The organism is Sphingobium limneticum (assembly GCF_008710165.1).
Taxonomy (GTDB): Bacteria; Pseudomonadota; Alphaproteobacteria; order Sphingomonadales; family Sphingomonadaceae; genus Sphingobium; species Sphingobium limneticum.
The window spans coordinates 25,133-41,809 of the sequence record NZ_VYQA01000012.1 but is presented as its reverse complement, the minus strand read 5'-3'; the positions used below and the strand labels follow the sequence as shown (position 1 = coordinate 41,809).

Annotated in this window: 13 protein-coding genes and 1 tRNA gene; 7 read left to right on the top strand and 7 right to left on the bottom strand. The window is 62.7% G+C overall.

Annotated elements, in window-relative coordinates; all coding sequences use genetic code 11:
* Positions 1-370: 370 nt before the first annotated feature.
* Positions 371-607, bottom strand: a complete 237-nt coding sequence (locus F4U95_RS16005) for a DUF5818 domain-containing protein (protein WP_150426372.1) — start codon at positions 605-607, stop codon at positions 371-373.
* A gap of 275 nt (positions 608-882) precedes the next feature.
* Here F4U95_RS16005 and F4U95_RS16000 point away from each other — a divergent pair, with 275 nt between their 5' ends.
* Complete coding sequence (locus tag F4U95_RS16000) at positions 883-1,785, top strand: exonuclease domain-containing protein (RefSeq protein ID WP_246171618.1); 903 nt, start codon at positions 883-885, stop codon at positions 1,783-1,785.
* Between the two features lie 138 nt (positions 1,786-1,923).
* Here F4U95_RS16000 and F4U95_RS15995 read toward each other — a convergent pair whose 3' ends face one another.
* Complete coding sequence (locus F4U95_RS15995; protein ID WP_150426371.1) at positions 1,924-3,282, bottom strand: tyrosine-type recombinase/integrase; 1,359 nt, start codon at positions 3,280-3,282, stop codon at positions 1,924-1,926.
* A 186-nt stretch (positions 3,283-3,468) separates the two neighbouring features.
* Positions 3,469-3,558 (bottom strand) — tRNA-Ser (locus tag F4U95_RS15990).
* A gap of 136 nt (positions 3,559-3,694) precedes the next feature.
* Between F4U95_RS15990 and hspQ the strand changes: the two genes are divergently transcribed.
* The 4 genes from hspQ to F4U95_RS15970 all read left to right on the top strand — a co-directional run bounded on the left by hspQ (position 3,695) and on the right by F4U95_RS15970 (position 7,265).
* Positions 3,695-4,066, top strand: coding sequence for a heat shock protein HspQ (gene hspQ, locus F4U95_RS15985; RefSeq protein WP_120251731.1), 372 nt, complete (start codon positions 3,695-3,697; stop codon positions 4,064-4,066).
* A complete protein-coding gene (locus tag F4U95_RS15980) occupies positions 4,023-4,808 on the top strand; it encodes a GDSL-type esterase/lipase family protein (RefSeq protein ID WP_150426370.1) in 786 nt (261 codons plus the stop codon). The genes hspQ and F4U95_RS15980 overlap by 44 nt, the downstream gene beginning before the upstream one ends.
* Positions 4,809-4,929: 121 nt before the next feature.
* Positions 4,930-6,870: an OPT family oligopeptide transporter gene (locus tag F4U95_RS15975; RefSeq protein WP_150426442.1), complete on the top strand. Its 1,941-nt coding sequence runs from the start codon at positions 4,930-4,932 to the stop codon at positions 6,868-6,870.
* A gap of 227 nt (positions 6,871-7,097) precedes the next feature.
* Positions 7,098-7,265 carry a DUF3606 domain-containing protein gene (locus tag F4U95_RS15970; RefSeq protein ID WP_150426441.1) on the top strand — a complete coding sequence of 56 codons (168 nt, stop codon included), beginning with the start codon at positions 7,098-7,100 and terminating at the stop codon, positions 7,263-7,265.
* 66 nt (positions 7,266-7,331) lie between these two features.
* Here the strand turns inward: F4U95_RS15970 and F4U95_RS15965 are convergent, their stop codons facing one another.
* Positions 7,332-10,100: a TonB-dependent receptor gene (locus F4U95_RS15965; protein WP_150426369.1), complete on the bottom strand. Its 2,769-nt coding sequence runs from the start codon at positions 10,098-10,100 to the stop codon at positions 7,332-7,334.
* A 180-nt stretch (positions 10,101-10,280) separates the two neighbouring features.
* On the opposite strand from F4U95_RS15965, the gene F4U95_RS15960 reads away from it, so the two are divergent.
* A complete protein-coding gene (locus F4U95_RS15960; protein ID WP_150426440.1) occupies positions 10,281-11,357 on the top strand; it encodes a phytase in 1,077 nt (358 codons plus the stop codon).
* 71 nt (positions 11,358-11,428) lie between these two features.
* The gene (locus tag F4U95_RS15955; protein ID WP_150426368.1) at positions 11,429-12,748 is read left to right on the top strand and encodes an acetyl-CoA hydrolase/transferase family protein; all 1,320 of its coding nucleotides are present in this window, start codon (positions 11,429-11,431) and stop codon (positions 12,746-12,748) included.
* On the opposite strand, the gene F4U95_RS15950 is transcribed toward F4U95_RS15955, so the two are convergent.
* The 3 genes from F4U95_RS15950 to queF all read right to left on the bottom strand — a co-directional run bounded on the left by F4U95_RS15950 (position 12,749) and on the right by queF (position 16,609).
* Positions 12,749-13,150, bottom strand: a complete 402-nt coding sequence (locus F4U95_RS15950; protein WP_150426439.1) for an NUDIX domain-containing protein — start codon at positions 13,148-13,150, stop codon at positions 12,749-12,751.
* A 55-nt stretch (positions 13,151-13,205) separates the two neighbouring features.
* A complete protein-coding gene (locus F4U95_RS15945) occupies positions 13,206-15,860 on the bottom strand; it encodes a M1 family metallopeptidase (protein ID WP_150426367.1) in 2,655 nt (884 codons plus the stop codon).
* A 287-nt stretch (positions 15,861-16,147) separates the two neighbouring features.
* Positions 16,148-16,609, bottom strand: coding sequence for a preQ(1) synthase (queF, locus tag F4U95_RS15940; protein WP_150426366.1), 462 nt, complete (start codon positions 16,607-16,609; stop codon positions 16,148-16,150).
* Positions 16,610-16,677 lie beyond the last annotated feature (68 nt).

Here is a 16,677-nt window from a genome sequence, read left to right as displayed (position 1 = left end):
CCGACTGAAGATTGCGCTCCATATCGACACCACCGGTCAGACTTGTGTCGCTTGATGGAGCTGCCAATCTCGGCAGTTTGTTTTCACGCTTTCCGTAACGGAACTATGCTCCTTTATGTCCGATTCATACAATGCGAATCGATTGCATGAAGATAGCAGGATAGCGCGACCCGAAGGCTTCAAGCCTTTTGACTGGCCCGCTCGGCTTTGCCGGGCGGGCCTTTGTTGTTTACGCGGTCCCTGCTTTTACAGCTGTCTTCTTGCCCCGCTCCTTCGATGCAATCGACTTCGACACAGTCGCATTGTTCCCTTGGCCGCTCGCGACCCAACCCAACCGGCTAGGAGCACCTCAAAGCGCGAATTCCTGACGCTACATGCCGATGCTACTCATCGCATGCTGGATCGGCCTCATGGCCTCGATCCAATTTACTGCCACGCTTTGAGCGCCTGTGCGAATGCCCTCGACGACAACATTGCTTTGTAGCAGATGCCCGACATCCTTCAGCTTTCCGATCTCCCAGAAAGCGCCATCGCGAGCCTGCACGTACAGGCTCGTCGCGCCCGCAATCAGCATACCTTCAAGGCGGAAGTATGAACCGATATTCATGTGCCTGATGTATGCGGGGCTTTATCGGATTCCATGTTTCGTGCCATATGCCGTGCGATTTCTCCGGCGATCCGAAACCCGTTTGATCATTCTGCAGGGACGAACCCGCTGATCTTGCTGCCACCGACCTGCTTCTCGCCTCCCAAAGCGTTAGTGTGGTGTTGGACAGCAGATCATCCTCGATGTCGGCATGGCTCACAAAACCCAATGCCCATCGAAGATTGTCCGCGCCAAGGGCCTTGTGCAACGCTTTAAGCGCTGCCTATGATCCTGATATGTTCCAGCCCCTTCGCGCCAACCTCTCTGCCAACGCCGCGGCAAATGCGCGAAGTGGCGATACCGAAGAACCAGACTTCGTGGTCATCGATGTCGAGACGGCGTGCTCGCGTGTCAGCAGCATCTGCCAGATCGGCATTGTCGGCTTTCGCAATGGCGCTGTCGCGTTTGAGTATGAGACCCTTGTCGATCCGCAGGATCATTTCAGCAGCTTCAATACGCGGATCCACGGGATTGCTGCCAGCCACGTGCTAGCCCAACCCTGTTTCGCTGACGTTCACGGCATCCTTCAAGCCCGTCTGAATGGCCGCACGACCGTGGCCCATTCCTATTTTGACAAGGGCGCCCTCGCAGCAGCATGCCGTATAAATGATCGCGCGATGCTCGAGACCACATGGCTGGATAGCGTCCGAGTTGCCAAGCGCGCCTGGCCCGAGCTGCCCAGCCATCGGCTCAATATCGTGGCGAAACATCTGGATATCCCGCTCAAGCATCATGATGCGCTTAGCGACGCCCGCGCGGCAGGCATGATCGTCGTGAAAGCGATCGATCATACCGGTTTGCAACTATCAGACTGGCTGGCACCTCAGCCAAGAAAACGCGCAGCGGCACCGCCCACGCCCGCTCCTGACGGCATACTGAAAGGTCAGCGCGTTGCCATTCTTGGCGAGCCTCGCAACGGCCGCCTGGCCCAACAAATTGCCGCCAATGGTGGTCGGATCATGGCATCAGTCGGCGCAACAACGACTATGCTGGTGGTCGCAGCGGACGAGCCATTTGGCTATGTGCGTTATGACGCCGAATTCAAGAAGGCCGAAACTCGTCGCCTGGCGGGCGATGATATCCACATCGTCTCGGCCAGCGCACTGCTCAGCACATTACCGGATCGGCGTGATGTCTGATGGCAGGACGCTTTGCCAGTGGCACGTGTTACCTGGGCGAGGACATCTATCCAAGCGGCCATTCCATAATGTGGCGAGCACAATGGAGGGGGCCGACAGCCCCCTCCTGTCATGAATGATTCTGCACCTGCCGTTACTCTAGCGAGCAACGACCTTAGCGGAGCTGCGCCTTCGGGTGGGAAAGCGAAACTCGATATCGACAGGTGGTGGCACCCGTCGACGTGATTGCGGACCCATTGCCTTGGCGGGCAGATCTAGCAGGACTGATGGTGCGGACAAGCCGTCACTCAACATGTTAGCCCAGGCCATGGCAAGTTCCCTGCGACGGGGCATGTAGGCTGCGCGATTATACGCCCCTTCAACCTTGCCCGTAGGGACATGGGCAAGCATGAGGTCGATCACTTTGCGATCATGTTCCTTGCCTTCGCGCTCGGCCCACTCATTCATGATCGTAGAGAAGGCAGCGCGGAACCCATGAGGGACATGGTGGCCGTGGTAACCAGCCCGATTGAGAAGATAGCCGATGGCATTTTCGCTCATGGGGCGATGGGCGTGGCGGTTGCTGGGGAAAACCAACGGTCCTTCACCCGTAAGCGGCCACACTGCCCTCAATACCGCCAATGCCTGTGGCGTGATCGGAACAAGATGATCGCCGTGGAGCTCATCCTTCCGATCGGCGTCGCCCTTCATCCTCCAGGCCGGAATGCGCCACAAAGGCTCCGAGCCGTTCAGATCCTCGAACTCATCCCACTGCGCGCCGCGAAGTTCACTGGGTCGCACCGCGGTCAGCGCGAGCAGACGAAGGGCGAGACGCGTGACGGGGCGCGCATAGTCTTCCTCAGCCGTGCGGATCATCCGGCGAAGGGGAACGAGATCGGTGATTGCAGGCTGACGCCCTTTTCGCAGGGGCTTGAGGACCGCGCCCAGCTTCTCGGCAGGATCGCTCGTCGCGATACCCTCTGCGATACCATAGATGAAGACAGCTGAAATGCGCTGCCGGACGCGCTTTGCCGTCTCGATCGCGCCGCGCGCCTCGATCTCCCGCAAGACGCTCAGAACGAGCGGGGGCGTCAGCTGGGCGATCGGCATGTCACCGATGGCCGGAAACACATCCCTTTCCAGGCTGCGAATAATATCGGCGGCATGTACGATAGCCCATTGCGATCTGGCATTCTCATGCCACGCCCGCGCGACCCGTTCGAAGGTCTGCCTGCCGGCCTCGAGCTTGGCCACAACCTTGAGTTTCCTCAGGATCGTGGGATCGTCGCCTTCCATCAGATGTCCGCTGGCCTCATCCCGCTTCGCTCGGGCATCCGCCAATCCCACCTGGGGCCAGGCGCCGAAGGCCATCGTTTTCTGCTTGCCGTCGTAGCTGTAATTCCACCGCCACAGCTTTCCCCCGCTCGGCGTCACGAGCAGGAACAGGCGATTGGTGTCGGTCAGTTTGTAGGATTTGGGGCGGGGCTTGGCCGCCCGGACTTTGGCGTCACTGAGCATCGGTCGTCGTCTCCAAAAAGTACCACGTTTTTCGACCGCCGAGACCACGAATCAGTACCACAATCACCGCAAAACGCCTGCGGAGGGCTGTGGACGACTGCGGCCGAGCTGGTGAGCCAAGCGTCAGTAATCAGGGAGAAAAAGTCGATATCAGTGGACTTCTGGAGACCCCTGCGGAGGGTCAAATGGCGGAGAGGGTGGGATTCGAACCCACGGTACCCGCTAGGGCACGCCGCATTTCGAGTGCGGTACATTCGACCACTCTGCCACCTCTCCGCAGAAGGTTCAACAGGCCGTTCAAGGCGCCGCATTCCCGGTCGAGGGGCGGCCATTAGCGAATGAATTCGCACTTGCCAAGCGCTCTTTCGGGTATTTTTCTTGTGTCCGCGCAATAGCCTCCTAAATTGGTCATATGAGAGACACGATTCAGATTTTCGGCACCGGCATCACCGCTCCGCCGATCGTCCATGCCCGTTTCAGCATCGGCGATGTGGTCAAACACCGCATGTTCGGCTTTCGCGGGGTCGTGTTCGATATCGATCCGGTCTTCGCCAATAGCGAGGAATGGTATGAGGCGATCCCCGAACAGGCCCGGCCCGACAAGCAGCAGCCCTTCTATCACCTGCTCGCCGAAAATGGTGAATCCAGCTATGTCGCCTATGTCAGCCAACAGAATCTGGCGGCGGACGACAGCGACGAACCGGTCGATCACCCCGCCATCACCGGCATGTTCGGCAGCTATGCGGACGGCAAATATAATCTGCGCCCGCTCCACCGCCATTAAGGCGACCGCGCTTGACGGGCGGAAGGCGCTGTCTGCGCTGCTGATCGCCTGCGCGGCATCGGCGAGCGCCGTCGCCGCCCCGCCGCCCGGTCCGGCCGCTTCGCTTGCGCCCAATGCCGATCCGGCCTTCCCCTTTTCTAGGGAGATAGACGCTTTCGCCAGGGCGAACAGCGCCGGACTACCGGTGCGTGACGCCACGCTGTTTCTGGGCAGTTCCAGCATCCGCCTGTGGGACATAGCCGGCAGCTTCCACGATATCGGTACGGTCAATCGCGGCTTTGGCGGCGCGACCACGGCCCATGTGCTGCATTATTACAAACGGCTGCTGCCCCCCGTGCCGCCCCGGTCGGTGGTGGTCTATGTCGGTGAGAATGATCTGGCCGCCGGCACATCGCCCGAAGCCGTATCGCGCGACATATTGACGCTGCTCAAGAAATTGCGGGCCGACTATCCGCGTGCTTCCATTGCCTGGCTGTCGCTGAAGCCCAGCCCGATCCGCTGGACGTTGCGGCCCAAGATGGCGCAGGTCAACGCCGCCGTTGCCGCACGGGCCAAGGCGGAGGGGTTCGACTATCTGGACGTCGGCACGGTGTTGCTGGCCCGCGACGGCCTGCCCGACGCCTCGCTCTTCAGACCGGACGGACTGCATATGAACGCGCGCGGCTATCAGCGCTGGACCGGCCTGGTCGACAATTGGCTGGATCATTTGCCACCTGTCGCGACGGCCCGAAACGCCTCCTGATTCCACTTTCCGATTGATCCACGCCCAAGCAAGATTATTACCAGCCGATTGATCAAGCTGCCAAGCCAAGGGAAATAAGGTGATGACGGACGTAAAGGGCCAGGGCGCGCAAACCCACGCCATGGCCGAACTGACGCTGCGCGGGGTCATACTCGGCGCGCTCATCACCCTCGTCTTCACGGCGGCCAACGTCTATCTGGGGCTGAAAATCGGCCTGACCTTCGCGACGTCGATCCCGGCCGCGGTCATCTCCATGGCGGTGCTGCGTCTGTTTGCGACCGGCACGATCCTGGAAAACAACATCGTCCAGACGATCGCGTCCGCCGCCGGCACGCTGTCGGCCATCATTTTCGTGCTGCCGGGCCTGGTCATCATCGGCTGGTGGCAGGGTTTCCCTTATTGGCTCTCCGCCTGCACCATCGCGCTGGGCGGCATATTGGGCGTGATGTATTCGGTGCCGCTGCGCCGGGCGCTCGTCACCGGGTCCGACCTCCCCTATCCCGAAGGCGTTGCCGCTGCCGAAGTGTTGAAGGTCGGTGCCGGTTCGCGCGAGGGGCTCGAGGAAAATAAGCGGGGCCTCGCCGCCATCGTCGCCAGCGCGGTGTCCGCCGCCAGCTTCTCGATCATCGCCAAGACCCGCATCCTGGCCGAAGAGGCCGCCACTTTCTTTAAGTTCGGCGCGGGTGCGACCTCCGTCTCCACCAGCTTCTCCATGGCGCTGATCGGCGTCGGCCATCTGGTCGGCCTGTCGGTGGGCGTCGCCATGTTCATCGGCCTGCTGATCAGTTGGGTCGGCCTCGTCCCCTATCTCACGTCGCCGCTGCCAACCGGTGCTGAGCTGTCCGACATCGTCGGCACCGCTTTCCGCATGAAGGCCCGCTTCATCGGCGCCGGCACAATCGGCATCGCGGCGATCTGGACGCTGCTCAAGATCCTTGGCCCCATCGTCAGCGGCATCCGTTCCGCTTTGGTCGCCAATGCCGCGCGCAAGTCCGGCAATGCCGCCAGCCTCGACATTACCGAACGCGACCTGCCGATCGGTATCGTCGGCGGCACCATCGTCGCCGCGCTGCTGCCCATCGGCATCCTGCTCTGGGTCTTTGCGCAGGGTGGCCCGATCGCCGCCAATCCGGTGCCGGTGATCGGCCTCACGCTGGCCTATGTGTTGGTCGCCGGCATCGTCATCGCCTCGGTCTGCGGCTATATGGCGGGCCTGATCGGCGCGTCGAACAGCCCGATTTCGGGCGTCGGCATCCTTGCCGTGCTGGGCGCGTCGCTGCTGCTGGCGGCGATCTACGGATCGGGTAACAGCGATCCGTCGCAGACGCAGGCGCTGATCGCCTATGCGCTGTTCACCACCGCCATCATCTTCGGCATCGCCACCATCTCGAACGACAATTTGCAGGATCTCAAGACCGGCCAGTTGGTCGGCGCGACCCCCTGGAAGCAGCAGATCGCCCTGATCCTTGGCGTGTTGTTCGGCGCGCTGGTGATCCCGCCGGTGCTGGACCTGCTCAACAGCGCCTTCGGTTTTGCCGGCGCACCGGGTGCCGGCCCCAACGCCCTGCCCGCGCCGCAGGCCGCCCTGATCTCCGCTCTGGCCAAGGGTGTGCTGGGCGGCGACCTCGACTGGAAGCTGATCGGCATCGGCGCCGGCATCGGCGTGGTGGTGATTGCGATCGACGAACTGCTGGGCAAGTCCGGCAAGCTGCGCCTGCCCCCACTCGCGGTCGGCATGGGCATCTATCTGCCGATGGCGCTGACCCTGCTGATCCCGGTCGGCGCACTGGTCGGCCATGTCTATAATCGCTGGGCCCTGCGTCAGGCGAACCCGGAATTTGCCGAGCGCATGGGCGTGCTGATGGCGACCGGCTTCATCGTGGGCGAAAGCCTGTTCGGCGTCGCCTTCGCCGGCATCGTCGCCAGCACCGACAGCGATGCGCCGCTGGCGCTGGTGGCCGAAAATCACTGGTCGGTACCGCTCGCCATCCTGGTCTTCGCCGGCGTGATCGCCGGCCTCTATGCCCGGCTGAAGCGCTGGTCGTCCGATCCCCTGACCTAAAGGGCAGGGATAGGTTCTACCGGCGGCGCGTTAGGCCTGTTCATCAGGAACGGGACTATCGCATGCCTGAGGAAAACCAGACACCTTCGTGCGGGCAACGCACAGAGCTGCGCTCCGGCACGACTTCGACCGGCGGGCACGGCCATGCACCTGAGAGAGAAGATGAAAAGCGGGGGGACCAAATCCCCCTCGCGGCTCAAGCCCATGGCGGGCCGGTGCGGTCATCCATGGGTGATGCGCCGCAGGATGTGGGCCGGGTCGTGCTGAATGACCCGCAGGCCATACGATACTGGACAACTCGCTTCGACCTGTCGGTCGAGGAGTTGACCGAAGCGGTCGACGCCGTCGGCGACGACGTGGCTGCCGTGGCGGCTTATCTCAACCACCCTGCCTGAAGGACAGGCCGCAACGAAAAAGGGCCGCGCAATGCGCGGCCCTTTTCTTTTGGCGAGGACGCCGGATCAGAAATTGAAGCGGAAGCCCCCGGTATAGCGGCGACCAAAGCGTTCCCATTCCATCGTTTGGCTGGTGATGCTCTTGGTCGGCGTGCCGGATGCAGTCAGCAGGCTGGCCGGGTCTGCGAAGCGGTGGCCCGGATTGTTCAGCAGGTTCGACGCGTCGAAATAAATCTCGAAATTCTTGGTGATCGCATAGCGGGCCGAGAAATCGAGTTCGTCATCCGAGGCCCAATAGGTGTCGCCGCCATCGCCGGTAGCGCCGACCGTATCCAGCCACTTGCTGCGGTTCTGATATTGCAGACGCAGCGACAGGCCATATTTTTCGTAATAGCCGCCGAGATTGTAGACGAAATCTGACGTGCCGGGCAGACGCATCTTGCGACCGGCGATATCGACCTTGCTGTTGTTCAGCGTGATATTGGCCGAAACACCGAAGCCACCCAGGAAGTCGGGCAGGCCCAGATTTTCGGTCCATGGCTCCAGCTGCAACTGCGCCGCCGCTTCCAGGCCGTAGATCCGACCCGAACCGCCATTGACCAGACCGCTGAAGATATAGTTCGACCGATCAATGCCATTGCTGTTGAGCGCGCCCGAGTTGAACCGGCGCGCGGAGGTGTACAGCACGTCCTCGATCTTCTTGTAGAAGGTGCCGATCATCAGATAGCCCTGCGGACGCATATACCATTCGAAATAGGCGTCCACGCCATAGGCGCGCTCAGGACGGATCGCCGGGTTGCCGCCGGAAATGGCTTCGTTCGTGTCGTTGATGACGACATTGGGGCGAAGCTGATCATAGTCGGCCCGCGCCGCGCCGCTGTTGAACGACAAGCGCAGCTTCTTGGTATCATCGACATTATAGTTGATGTGCATGCTGGGGAAAGCCAGCGTCTGGCTGGCCTGCGCAACCTGAAGCCCGTTGACCCCGCCGATGGTGGCGATGGCGCGGCCTTCATTCTTGATATGCTCGACGCGCACGCCGCCCACGACCGAACCCCAGTCGTACCGGAACGTGCCCATCAGGAAGCCGGCGAACACTTCTTCACGGACATTGTAGTTGTTGCCGCTCACCGGGACGAAGGCATAGAGGTCCTGCGCCTTTGTCGATGCGGCCCGCATCTTGTCGCGGTCGAAATAGTGGAAGGTGTAGCCCATCGGCAGTTCACCCATGAACGGCGTGTTCTGCGAAAAATCGGCATAGTTGGTCGGCAGGCCCACTGCCGCAAATTGCGCGGCCGTGTTCAGGACGATGTTGTTTTCATTGGCGATCTTGTTGCGACGGTCATACTGCACGCCCGCCTTGAGCGTGGCATGTTCCAGTTCCCGCGACAACACGACGCGGCCGGTATAGGCCTTGGTCGTATCGACCGCGTCCAGCACGGTGAAGGACGACAACGGCTTGGTGAAATCGTCAGCCGACGTCACCGCGGCCCCGGCCAGATAGCGGGTCGGGTTGCTCTGCTGAAGCGTGCGGTTGAGTATGATAAGCGACTGGTTGGGGTTGGTGAAGTCGTAGCTGACGGTCGGGCGCAGCGTACGCGTGCTGGGGCTGTCCCAGGTCGCTTCGCCGGTAACCGAACGGTCATCCTTCGATTCGGTGTAGTTGCCCACCCACGACAATTTCCATGCGCCGTCACCGAATTCATGATCGCCGGCCAATGTGTTGGTGAAGATCGACTGGCGGAACGCGCGCAGCGTCGAACGCTGGCGGATGTCCACGCCATAGACCGTGCCCTTTTCGGGCGTGTTGCCCGAACAGATGTCGGCATAGTTGGACGTGGTATTGACCGTGTTGGTGGTGCAGGCGGCGCTGCTGTTCGACAGGTCGGATTCGCGATCGTCCAGATCGAAACGATAATTGTCGCGCGCTTCGTCGTCGGTGAAGATGGTGTAGACCGACCGCAGCGAAATCATGTTCTGCTCGTCGGGCTTCCAGTCGAGCCGGCCGGACACCGACCAGTTCTTGCGGGTCAGGCGGTACAGTTTGTTTTCGACTTCATGCGCCCAGAAACGGGTGGCGTTGCCGGGGCGGGCATCACGGGCGACCTGTTCACGATCAATTTCGAAATTGTCCGTGATCATGTTGCGTTCGTAATAGCTGCCGGCCAGCAGCACGCCAAATTCGCCGATGCCGGTGTCGAAGCGGTTCGAAATCACCGCCGAACCTTCATATTCCTTGCGGTCGCCCAACTCGGCAAAGCCCAGGCCACCCTTGCCCGCCAGATGGAAGCCGCTGTAATCGAAGGCCGAACGGGTCACGACATTGACGTTGCCGGCCACGGTTTCACCCGGCATGTCGGGCGTCACCGCCTTCGACACGATGATCTTGCCGGCGATGGCCGACGGAATGGAATCGAACCGGGCGTCGCGGCCTTCCGGGCTGACCACGTTGATGCCGTCGAACGACAGGGTGGTCCAGCTCTTGGGCGCGCCGCGCAGGTTGATGTAACGCGCCTGGCCCTGGTCGCGCTCGACGCTGATGCCCGGCAGGCGGCTGGCGGCCTGGGCGATATTCTGGTCGGGCAGGCGACCGACGGAATCGGACGCTGCGACGGCGACCAGCGAATCGCTGTTCTTCTGAATATCCAGCGCGGCGGCTTCCGATTCGGCGATCGGGCGGCTGCCGGTCACGACGATGGATTCGCTTTCCTCTTCGCCCAACGGCTGCTGTGCCAGCGCTTCGACCGACGCCATTGCGCCGAACGCGATGCCGCACGTCAGCGCAAGACGAACAAGCTTTATGCCGGCGGGACGCCGGGCTGAAATAATCTGCATGATTTCCCCCTGTGGTTCGCTCGAAAGGCGATCGAGGGCCACCTAGAGGGCGCAAAGGTCAGAACGATGAAGATCGAGTGACAATTTTATTACTATGCCTTGTGATTGCGCGGGATTTTTCGTCACATATTTGTCACCGGCCGCGTCCAAGGCGCGCATCAGAGTCAGGGGGACATGATGATGATGAAATTCTCGACAATCGCCGGCCTGGGCGCCGCCATGATATTGGCCGGATGTGCGACCGTGCCTGCCGAACCGCCATTGGCTCAGCGCATCGCCAATGCGACGCCAGCGGTGACCGTCACTGCGCGCGGTGAAACCACGCCGGTCGGCACGCCCAATGCCGACGCGGCGGACGATCCGGCGATCTGGCGCAACGCGGCCAATCCCGCACAGAGCCTGATCGTGGGCACTGACAAGAAGGCCGGCCTCTATGTCTACGGCCTGGACGGCAAGACCCGCGACTTTCTGGACGCGGGCCGGGTCAATAATGTCGATCTGCGCGACGGGGTCAGCATCAACGGCAGCAACGGCATCCTCGTCGTTGCCAGCGACCGCAATGACGTGCTGAACGCCAAGCTGGCGCTGTTCCGCCTCGACCCCGCCACCGCCAAGATCAGCGCCCTGGGCAAGGTCGATGCCGGCAAGGGCGAAGCCTATGGCATCTGCATGTACAACGCCCCCGAAGCGACTTACGCCTTCATCGTACTGAAGGATGGGACGGTCAATCAGGTCGCGCTCGACGCATCGGGCGCAACGCCCACCGGCAAGATCGTCCGCACGATGAAACTCGGCACCCAGTCGGAAGGCTGCGCCGTGGATGACCGCACAGGCATCCTCTATGTGGCGGAAGAAGATGTCGGCCTGTGGCGTTTCGATGCCCGTGCGACCGGTGCCACCACGCCCACGAAGATCGCGGCAGCCGACGGCAAGAATATCGTCATGGATGCCGAAGGCGTCGCCATCGCCCCGATGGGCGAGAAGGACGGCTATGTCCTCGTCTCCAGCCAGGGCGACAATGCCTATGTCGTCTACCGGATCAGCGACGATAGCTATGTCGGCCGCTTCCGCGTGGTCGATGGGGCCATCGGCGGATCGGAAGAAACCGACGGTATCGAATTGATGCTCGGCGATTTCGGCCCGGCCTATCCCGGCGGGCTGTTCATCGCGCAGGACGGCCATAACGCGGCGGCGGCGCAGAATTTCAAGCTGGTCGCCTGGGAGGATATCGTGAAGGCGCTGGGCCTGCCGCAATAATGTCCCACTAATGGTGGATTGCCCTCTCCGCGTCGCCGCGCGACAAGGCTGGAAAGAGCCATGGAGAGGGCATGACCATCAAGGCGACCTATGACGCAAAGCGGATGACCGCGGATCAGGCCGTCGCCCTGATCCCTGACGGCGCGAAGATTGCAACCGGCCTGGCCGTCAGTTTCCCACCCGCCCTTGTGGCCGCGATCGCCGATCGGGTCCGCGCAGGCGGTCTGCATGACGCCAGCATCTACACCATGCTCCCGCCCGCCACCTCGGCCGCGCCAATCCTGTCCCCGGACCTGGCCGGCCGCATCCGCCATGTCAGCCTGTTCCATGGCGGCATAGAACGCGCCGCGGACGGCGCGCGACTGGACGGCGACGGGCTGCTCATCGACGTGCTGCCGGTCCAGTTCCACCAGATCCCCCGCATGCTGACCGACCATGTCGGCGCCGACACGTTCATCACCACCGTCTCCAATATGGACGCCAATGGCTGTTTCAGCCTGGGCACCGACGCCGATTATGCGCTGGCGGTGGCGCGCAGCGGCGCACGGCTGATCGTGGAGGTGAACCCGGCCATGCCCTATGTCCATGGCGACTGCATGATCCATGTGTCGGACGTCGCGGCCCTCATCGAAAACCATGTTCCGCTCTGTCAGGTGCCCGCCCTGCCCCGCAACGCGACCGACGATGCGATCGGCGCGATCATCGCGGACATGGTGGAGGATGGCGCCTGCCTGCAAATGGGGATCGGCGCGGTGCCGGACGCGGTCTGCGCCGCGCTGATGGGGCACAAGCGGCTCGGCATCCATACCGAATTGCTCACCCCCGGCCTCGTCAGCCTGATCCGGGCGGGCGTGGTCGATAACAGCGCCAAAGCGCTGCATCCGGGTAAATCGGTCTTCACCTTCGCCATGGGCGACCAGTCGCTCTACGACTTCATCCACGATAATGTGGCGGTCGCCGCCCACCCGGTCGAGCATGTGAACGCCCCCCATATCATCGCGCAGAACGACCGGGTGCTGTCGGTCAATGCGACGATCCAGATGGACCTGAGCGGCGCCTGCAACTCCGAATATATGAACGGGCGCCAATATAGCGGCACCGGTGGCCAGCTGGATTTCGTGCGCGGCGCCTATGCGTCGAAGGGCGGCCGGTCGATCATCGCCTGCCATTCCACAGCGGCGAAGGGCAGGATTTCGCGCATCGTCCCCTGGCTCGACGGGCCGGTGACGACGCCGCGCACCGACACGCATATCGTCGTCACGGAATATGGCTGGGCCGACATGAAGGGCAAGAGCCTTGCCGAGCGTGCCCGCGCTCTCATCGCCATCGCCCATCCCGATTTTCGCGAGGATCTGGAACGCGCCGCCCGCGACCGGCGCATCCTGGCCTGATCAGCGCGCGTTCAGTGCCGTCAGTGCCGCATTGGTCGATGCGGTAAGCGGTGCGGGCAAGTCGTCCAGCGCAAACCAGCCGCATGCGGCCAGCGCTTGCGGTTCCTTGACCACGGCATCGCCCTGCGCATCCTCCACCAGATAGACTGGCGCCACCCAATGGGTGCCACGCGCCGTGTCGATCTGGTCCGTCAGGCACAATAAGTCGCGCGCCACGATCGTCAGGCCCAGTTCCTCGAAAATCTCGCGCTCGGCCGCTGCCGCCATGGTTTCGAACAGATCGACCTTGCCGCCCGGCAGCCCCCAATGTCCGGCTTCCGGCTCTCGCCGCCGCTGGACCAGCAGCAATTTACCGTCGCGCAAGATAGCCGCCCCACATCCGACACGCGGTTCGCTTTGCATCTTCATCCTATCGTCTAGAAAAAGGGCGGCAGATCGCGCCGCCGCCCCTTGGCTCTTACTTCTTGCCGGCGAACCAGGCGGCGGTCGGCGCCTTCAACCGGCTGCGCGTCTCGATCCGCGTCTTGATCGCGGCGATGGAGCGATCCACCACCTTGCGCGAGTCCGGCGTCAGATATTGGGTCGCATAGGCGTCCAGCTTCGTCACCATCGCGGGATCGGCCGATCCGCCGCCAAGACGGGCCAGCGCCTGACTGCGCGCAGACACGTCGATCAACGCCTCATATTGCGCCTTGTGCGCCAGCACATAGTCGACCGCCTGCATCGGATGCGCTGCGCCCACCTGACTGATGATCGCCGCGCTGGTCGTCTTGCCCGGCTCGTCGGTCAAAGCGAGGTCGAGCGCCTGCGCGCTCAGCTTTTCATTCTTCGCCTTGCCGAGCAGCGCGTAGACGGTGCTCTTCTCCAGGTCGCTCTTGGCGCCCTTCGCCATCACCCGCAGCTTGTCCCAGGTCGCTTGATCGGCATTTTCCGCGATGATGCCCAGCCACACATTGCGGAGCGGCCCGTCCAGCGCAGCGGGGTTGCTCGCCAATGCAGCGAAGCGCTTATTGGCTTCCGCCACTACCGCCTTGTCGCCCATGCTGCCCAGCGTCGCGACCAGGCTGGTGCGCAGCACCGGCACCTGCGGCCCTTCGCTGGCCTTGGCATCATAGCCGATCGCGGCCAGCGCCGGGTTCAGCTTTTTGGACGTATAGGCCGCAACCTTCGCCCGTCCGGCGGCATCCCCTTCCAGCATGTCGTAGCTGCTCTTGAGGTAGGACGGCACCTCGGCCAGCACGGCGGGGCTGCCATTGGCCGGCACCGCGTCCACCAGATCGAGCGCCAACCCGATCGGCTGATATCCGCCCAGCGCCAGCTGGAAATTGTCCGCCAGCAGGCCGGTCTGGTCGATGCTTGCCAACTGGCCAAAGCCCTTGGCCAGCGCCTTTACGTTGGCCGCCGGATAGAGCGAGCGATAATAGCCCGTCTGGCCCGCATTGATGACATAGGCGCCGCAGCCCGGCAGCGTGATCTGCCCTTTGCCACCGGTCAGGATCAGGCGCTGCGCCTCCCCGCCGGTCGTCTGCGCCTTCACCGGCACGTTCCAGCTTTGCGGCGCCTTGTCCTTGGCATCGCGGCTATATTCGCCCTGGCTCAGCGTCAGCAGCGTGTTCCCGCCCTGACAGACGGCGCTCTCCACCTTGACCAGCGGAATGCCGGGCTTGCTGGTGAAGTCGTGCGCGATGCCGACCAGCCCCTTGGCGCCCGCACCTTCGACCGCTTTCCACAGATCGTCGGTCACGGTGTTCCCATAGGCATGGGCCTTCATATAGGACTGGATGCCCGCCTTCCACACATCCTCGCCGGCATAGCCTTCCAGCATGGTGATGACGGCCTCGCCCTTCTGGTAGGTGATGGCGTCGAACGCCTGATTCACCTCATCCACCGTATGGATTTTCTGCACCACCGGGTGGGTGGTCTTAAGTGCGTCGAGGCTCATCGCCCGCTCGCGCCCGTCGACGCGCGACAGCAGGGTTTCCCATTCCGGGTTCAGCTTGTCCGTGACCTTGGTCGCCATCCAGCTGGCGAAGCCTTCGTTCAGCCACAGATCGTCCCACCAGGCCATGGTGACGAGATCGCCGAACCACTGGTGCGCCATTTCATGCGCGGCCACTTCGTAGATGGTCCGCTTGGTTTCTTCCGACGTGAAGCGCGGATCGACCAGCAGGGTGCGTTCGAACGTGAAGATCGCGCCCCAATTTTCCATCGCGCTGAAAAACTGGCTCTGGCCCGGCCCGGCGACATTGTCGAGCTTTGGCAGCGGGAAGGGCACGCCGAAATAATCGTTATAATAGGGCAGGATCGCCGCCGACGCGTCGAGCGCCAATTGCGCCTTGCCCGTATTGCCCTTGCCGGTGATGACGCCGACTTCGGTATTGCCCGCCATCTTGGTCGCACGGTCCAGTTCGCCGAGGCCGAAGAAGAGCAGGTAGGAGGACATCTTCGGGCTGGTGCCGAACGTCACCAGCTTCTTGCCACCGCCGACATCCTTGCTCGCCTTGACCGGCATGTTGCCGACCGCCAGTTGGTCCGCCGGGACGACGGCGGAGAGGTCGAAGGTCGCCTTGTAGCTCGGCTCGTCGAAGCTTGGCACGAAGCGACGGGCATCGGGCGCCTCGAACTGGGTGAAGAGCGCGCGCTTCGCCGCGCCGGCATTGTCCGTATAGTCGAGCGCGAACAGGCCGTTGGCCTGCTGGTTGATGATGCCGGCATAGACGATGTCCAGCTTGTAGCTGCCCGGCGCGACCGGCTTGCCGAAATCGAAGCTGACGGTCTGCGCATCGGCATCGACCTTGGCCGTGCCAGTGATGGCCTTGCCCTTAACCGGCGTCAGCGTGACGGTGGAGACGCTGAGGTCTGCGGCGTTCAGCACCAGCGCGGGCAGCGCGGTCGCGACGGTGACGTCGATCGTCACCTTGCCGCTGAACTTCAGGTTCGCCGCATCGGGCGTCACTTCGATCGCATAATGGCTGGGCGCGGCACCACGCGGCAGCTGGGTGGTGATCCCGGCGGCGGGGCCTGCGGGCGCGGCCGGCTGGGCCAGCGCGGGCGTCGCCAATGCGACCGGGGCGGTCGCGATCAGCAGCGGCAGGATTTTCTTGAAGGACATAGGGTTTCAGACTCCGACACGTCTTGAAAGCGACATGAGATAATATCACGCGCCACATGAACGTCGGATCGGCCGTTTGGCTGCACGGGTCAAGTGAACTCTCCGATAGCCTATGTCGTTGGTCGAACCCTGTCGGCCGTTCGTCAGGCAGAGGCGCGGATATCGCCAGCCCAATATCACGTCGTCATCCCGGCCTTGAGCCGGGATCCCGCTTTGTCAGTTACGTCCGAAGAAAGCGGGATGCCGGATCAAGTCTGGCATGACGACGCTTGTTTTGGCGAACCTGCTTACCCCCGCCCGCGATAGCCCGGCACATCCTGCGCCGGCAGCCACAGGCCGGCCGGCGGCACATCGGATTGCCAGAAGACGTCGATCGGAATGCCGCCGCGCGGATACCAATAGCCGCCGATGCGCAGCCAGATCGGCTTCATCTCGTCGAACAGGCGCAGGCCGATGCCCACGGTGCAATCCTCATGGAAGGCGGCGTGATTGCGGAAGCTGCCCAGGAACAGCTTCAACGATTTTGATTCGACGATCGTCTCGGCCGGGGCATAGTCGATCACCAGATGGGCGAAGTCGGGCTGGCCGGTCACCGGGCAAAGCGAGGTGAATTCCGGCGCGGTGAAGCGCACCAGATAGGGCTTGCCGGGGCGCGGGTTGGGGACATAGTCCAGCACGGCCTGTTCGGGGCTGGCGGGCAGCGCACTGGTCTGGCCCAGATGCAGCGGAGTCGTGGAAAGGTCGGTCATGACCGGCCATCTACGCCATCGCACGGCTGATGTCAGCCTTTCGCATTGTTCACTTGCGGTTCAGCCAT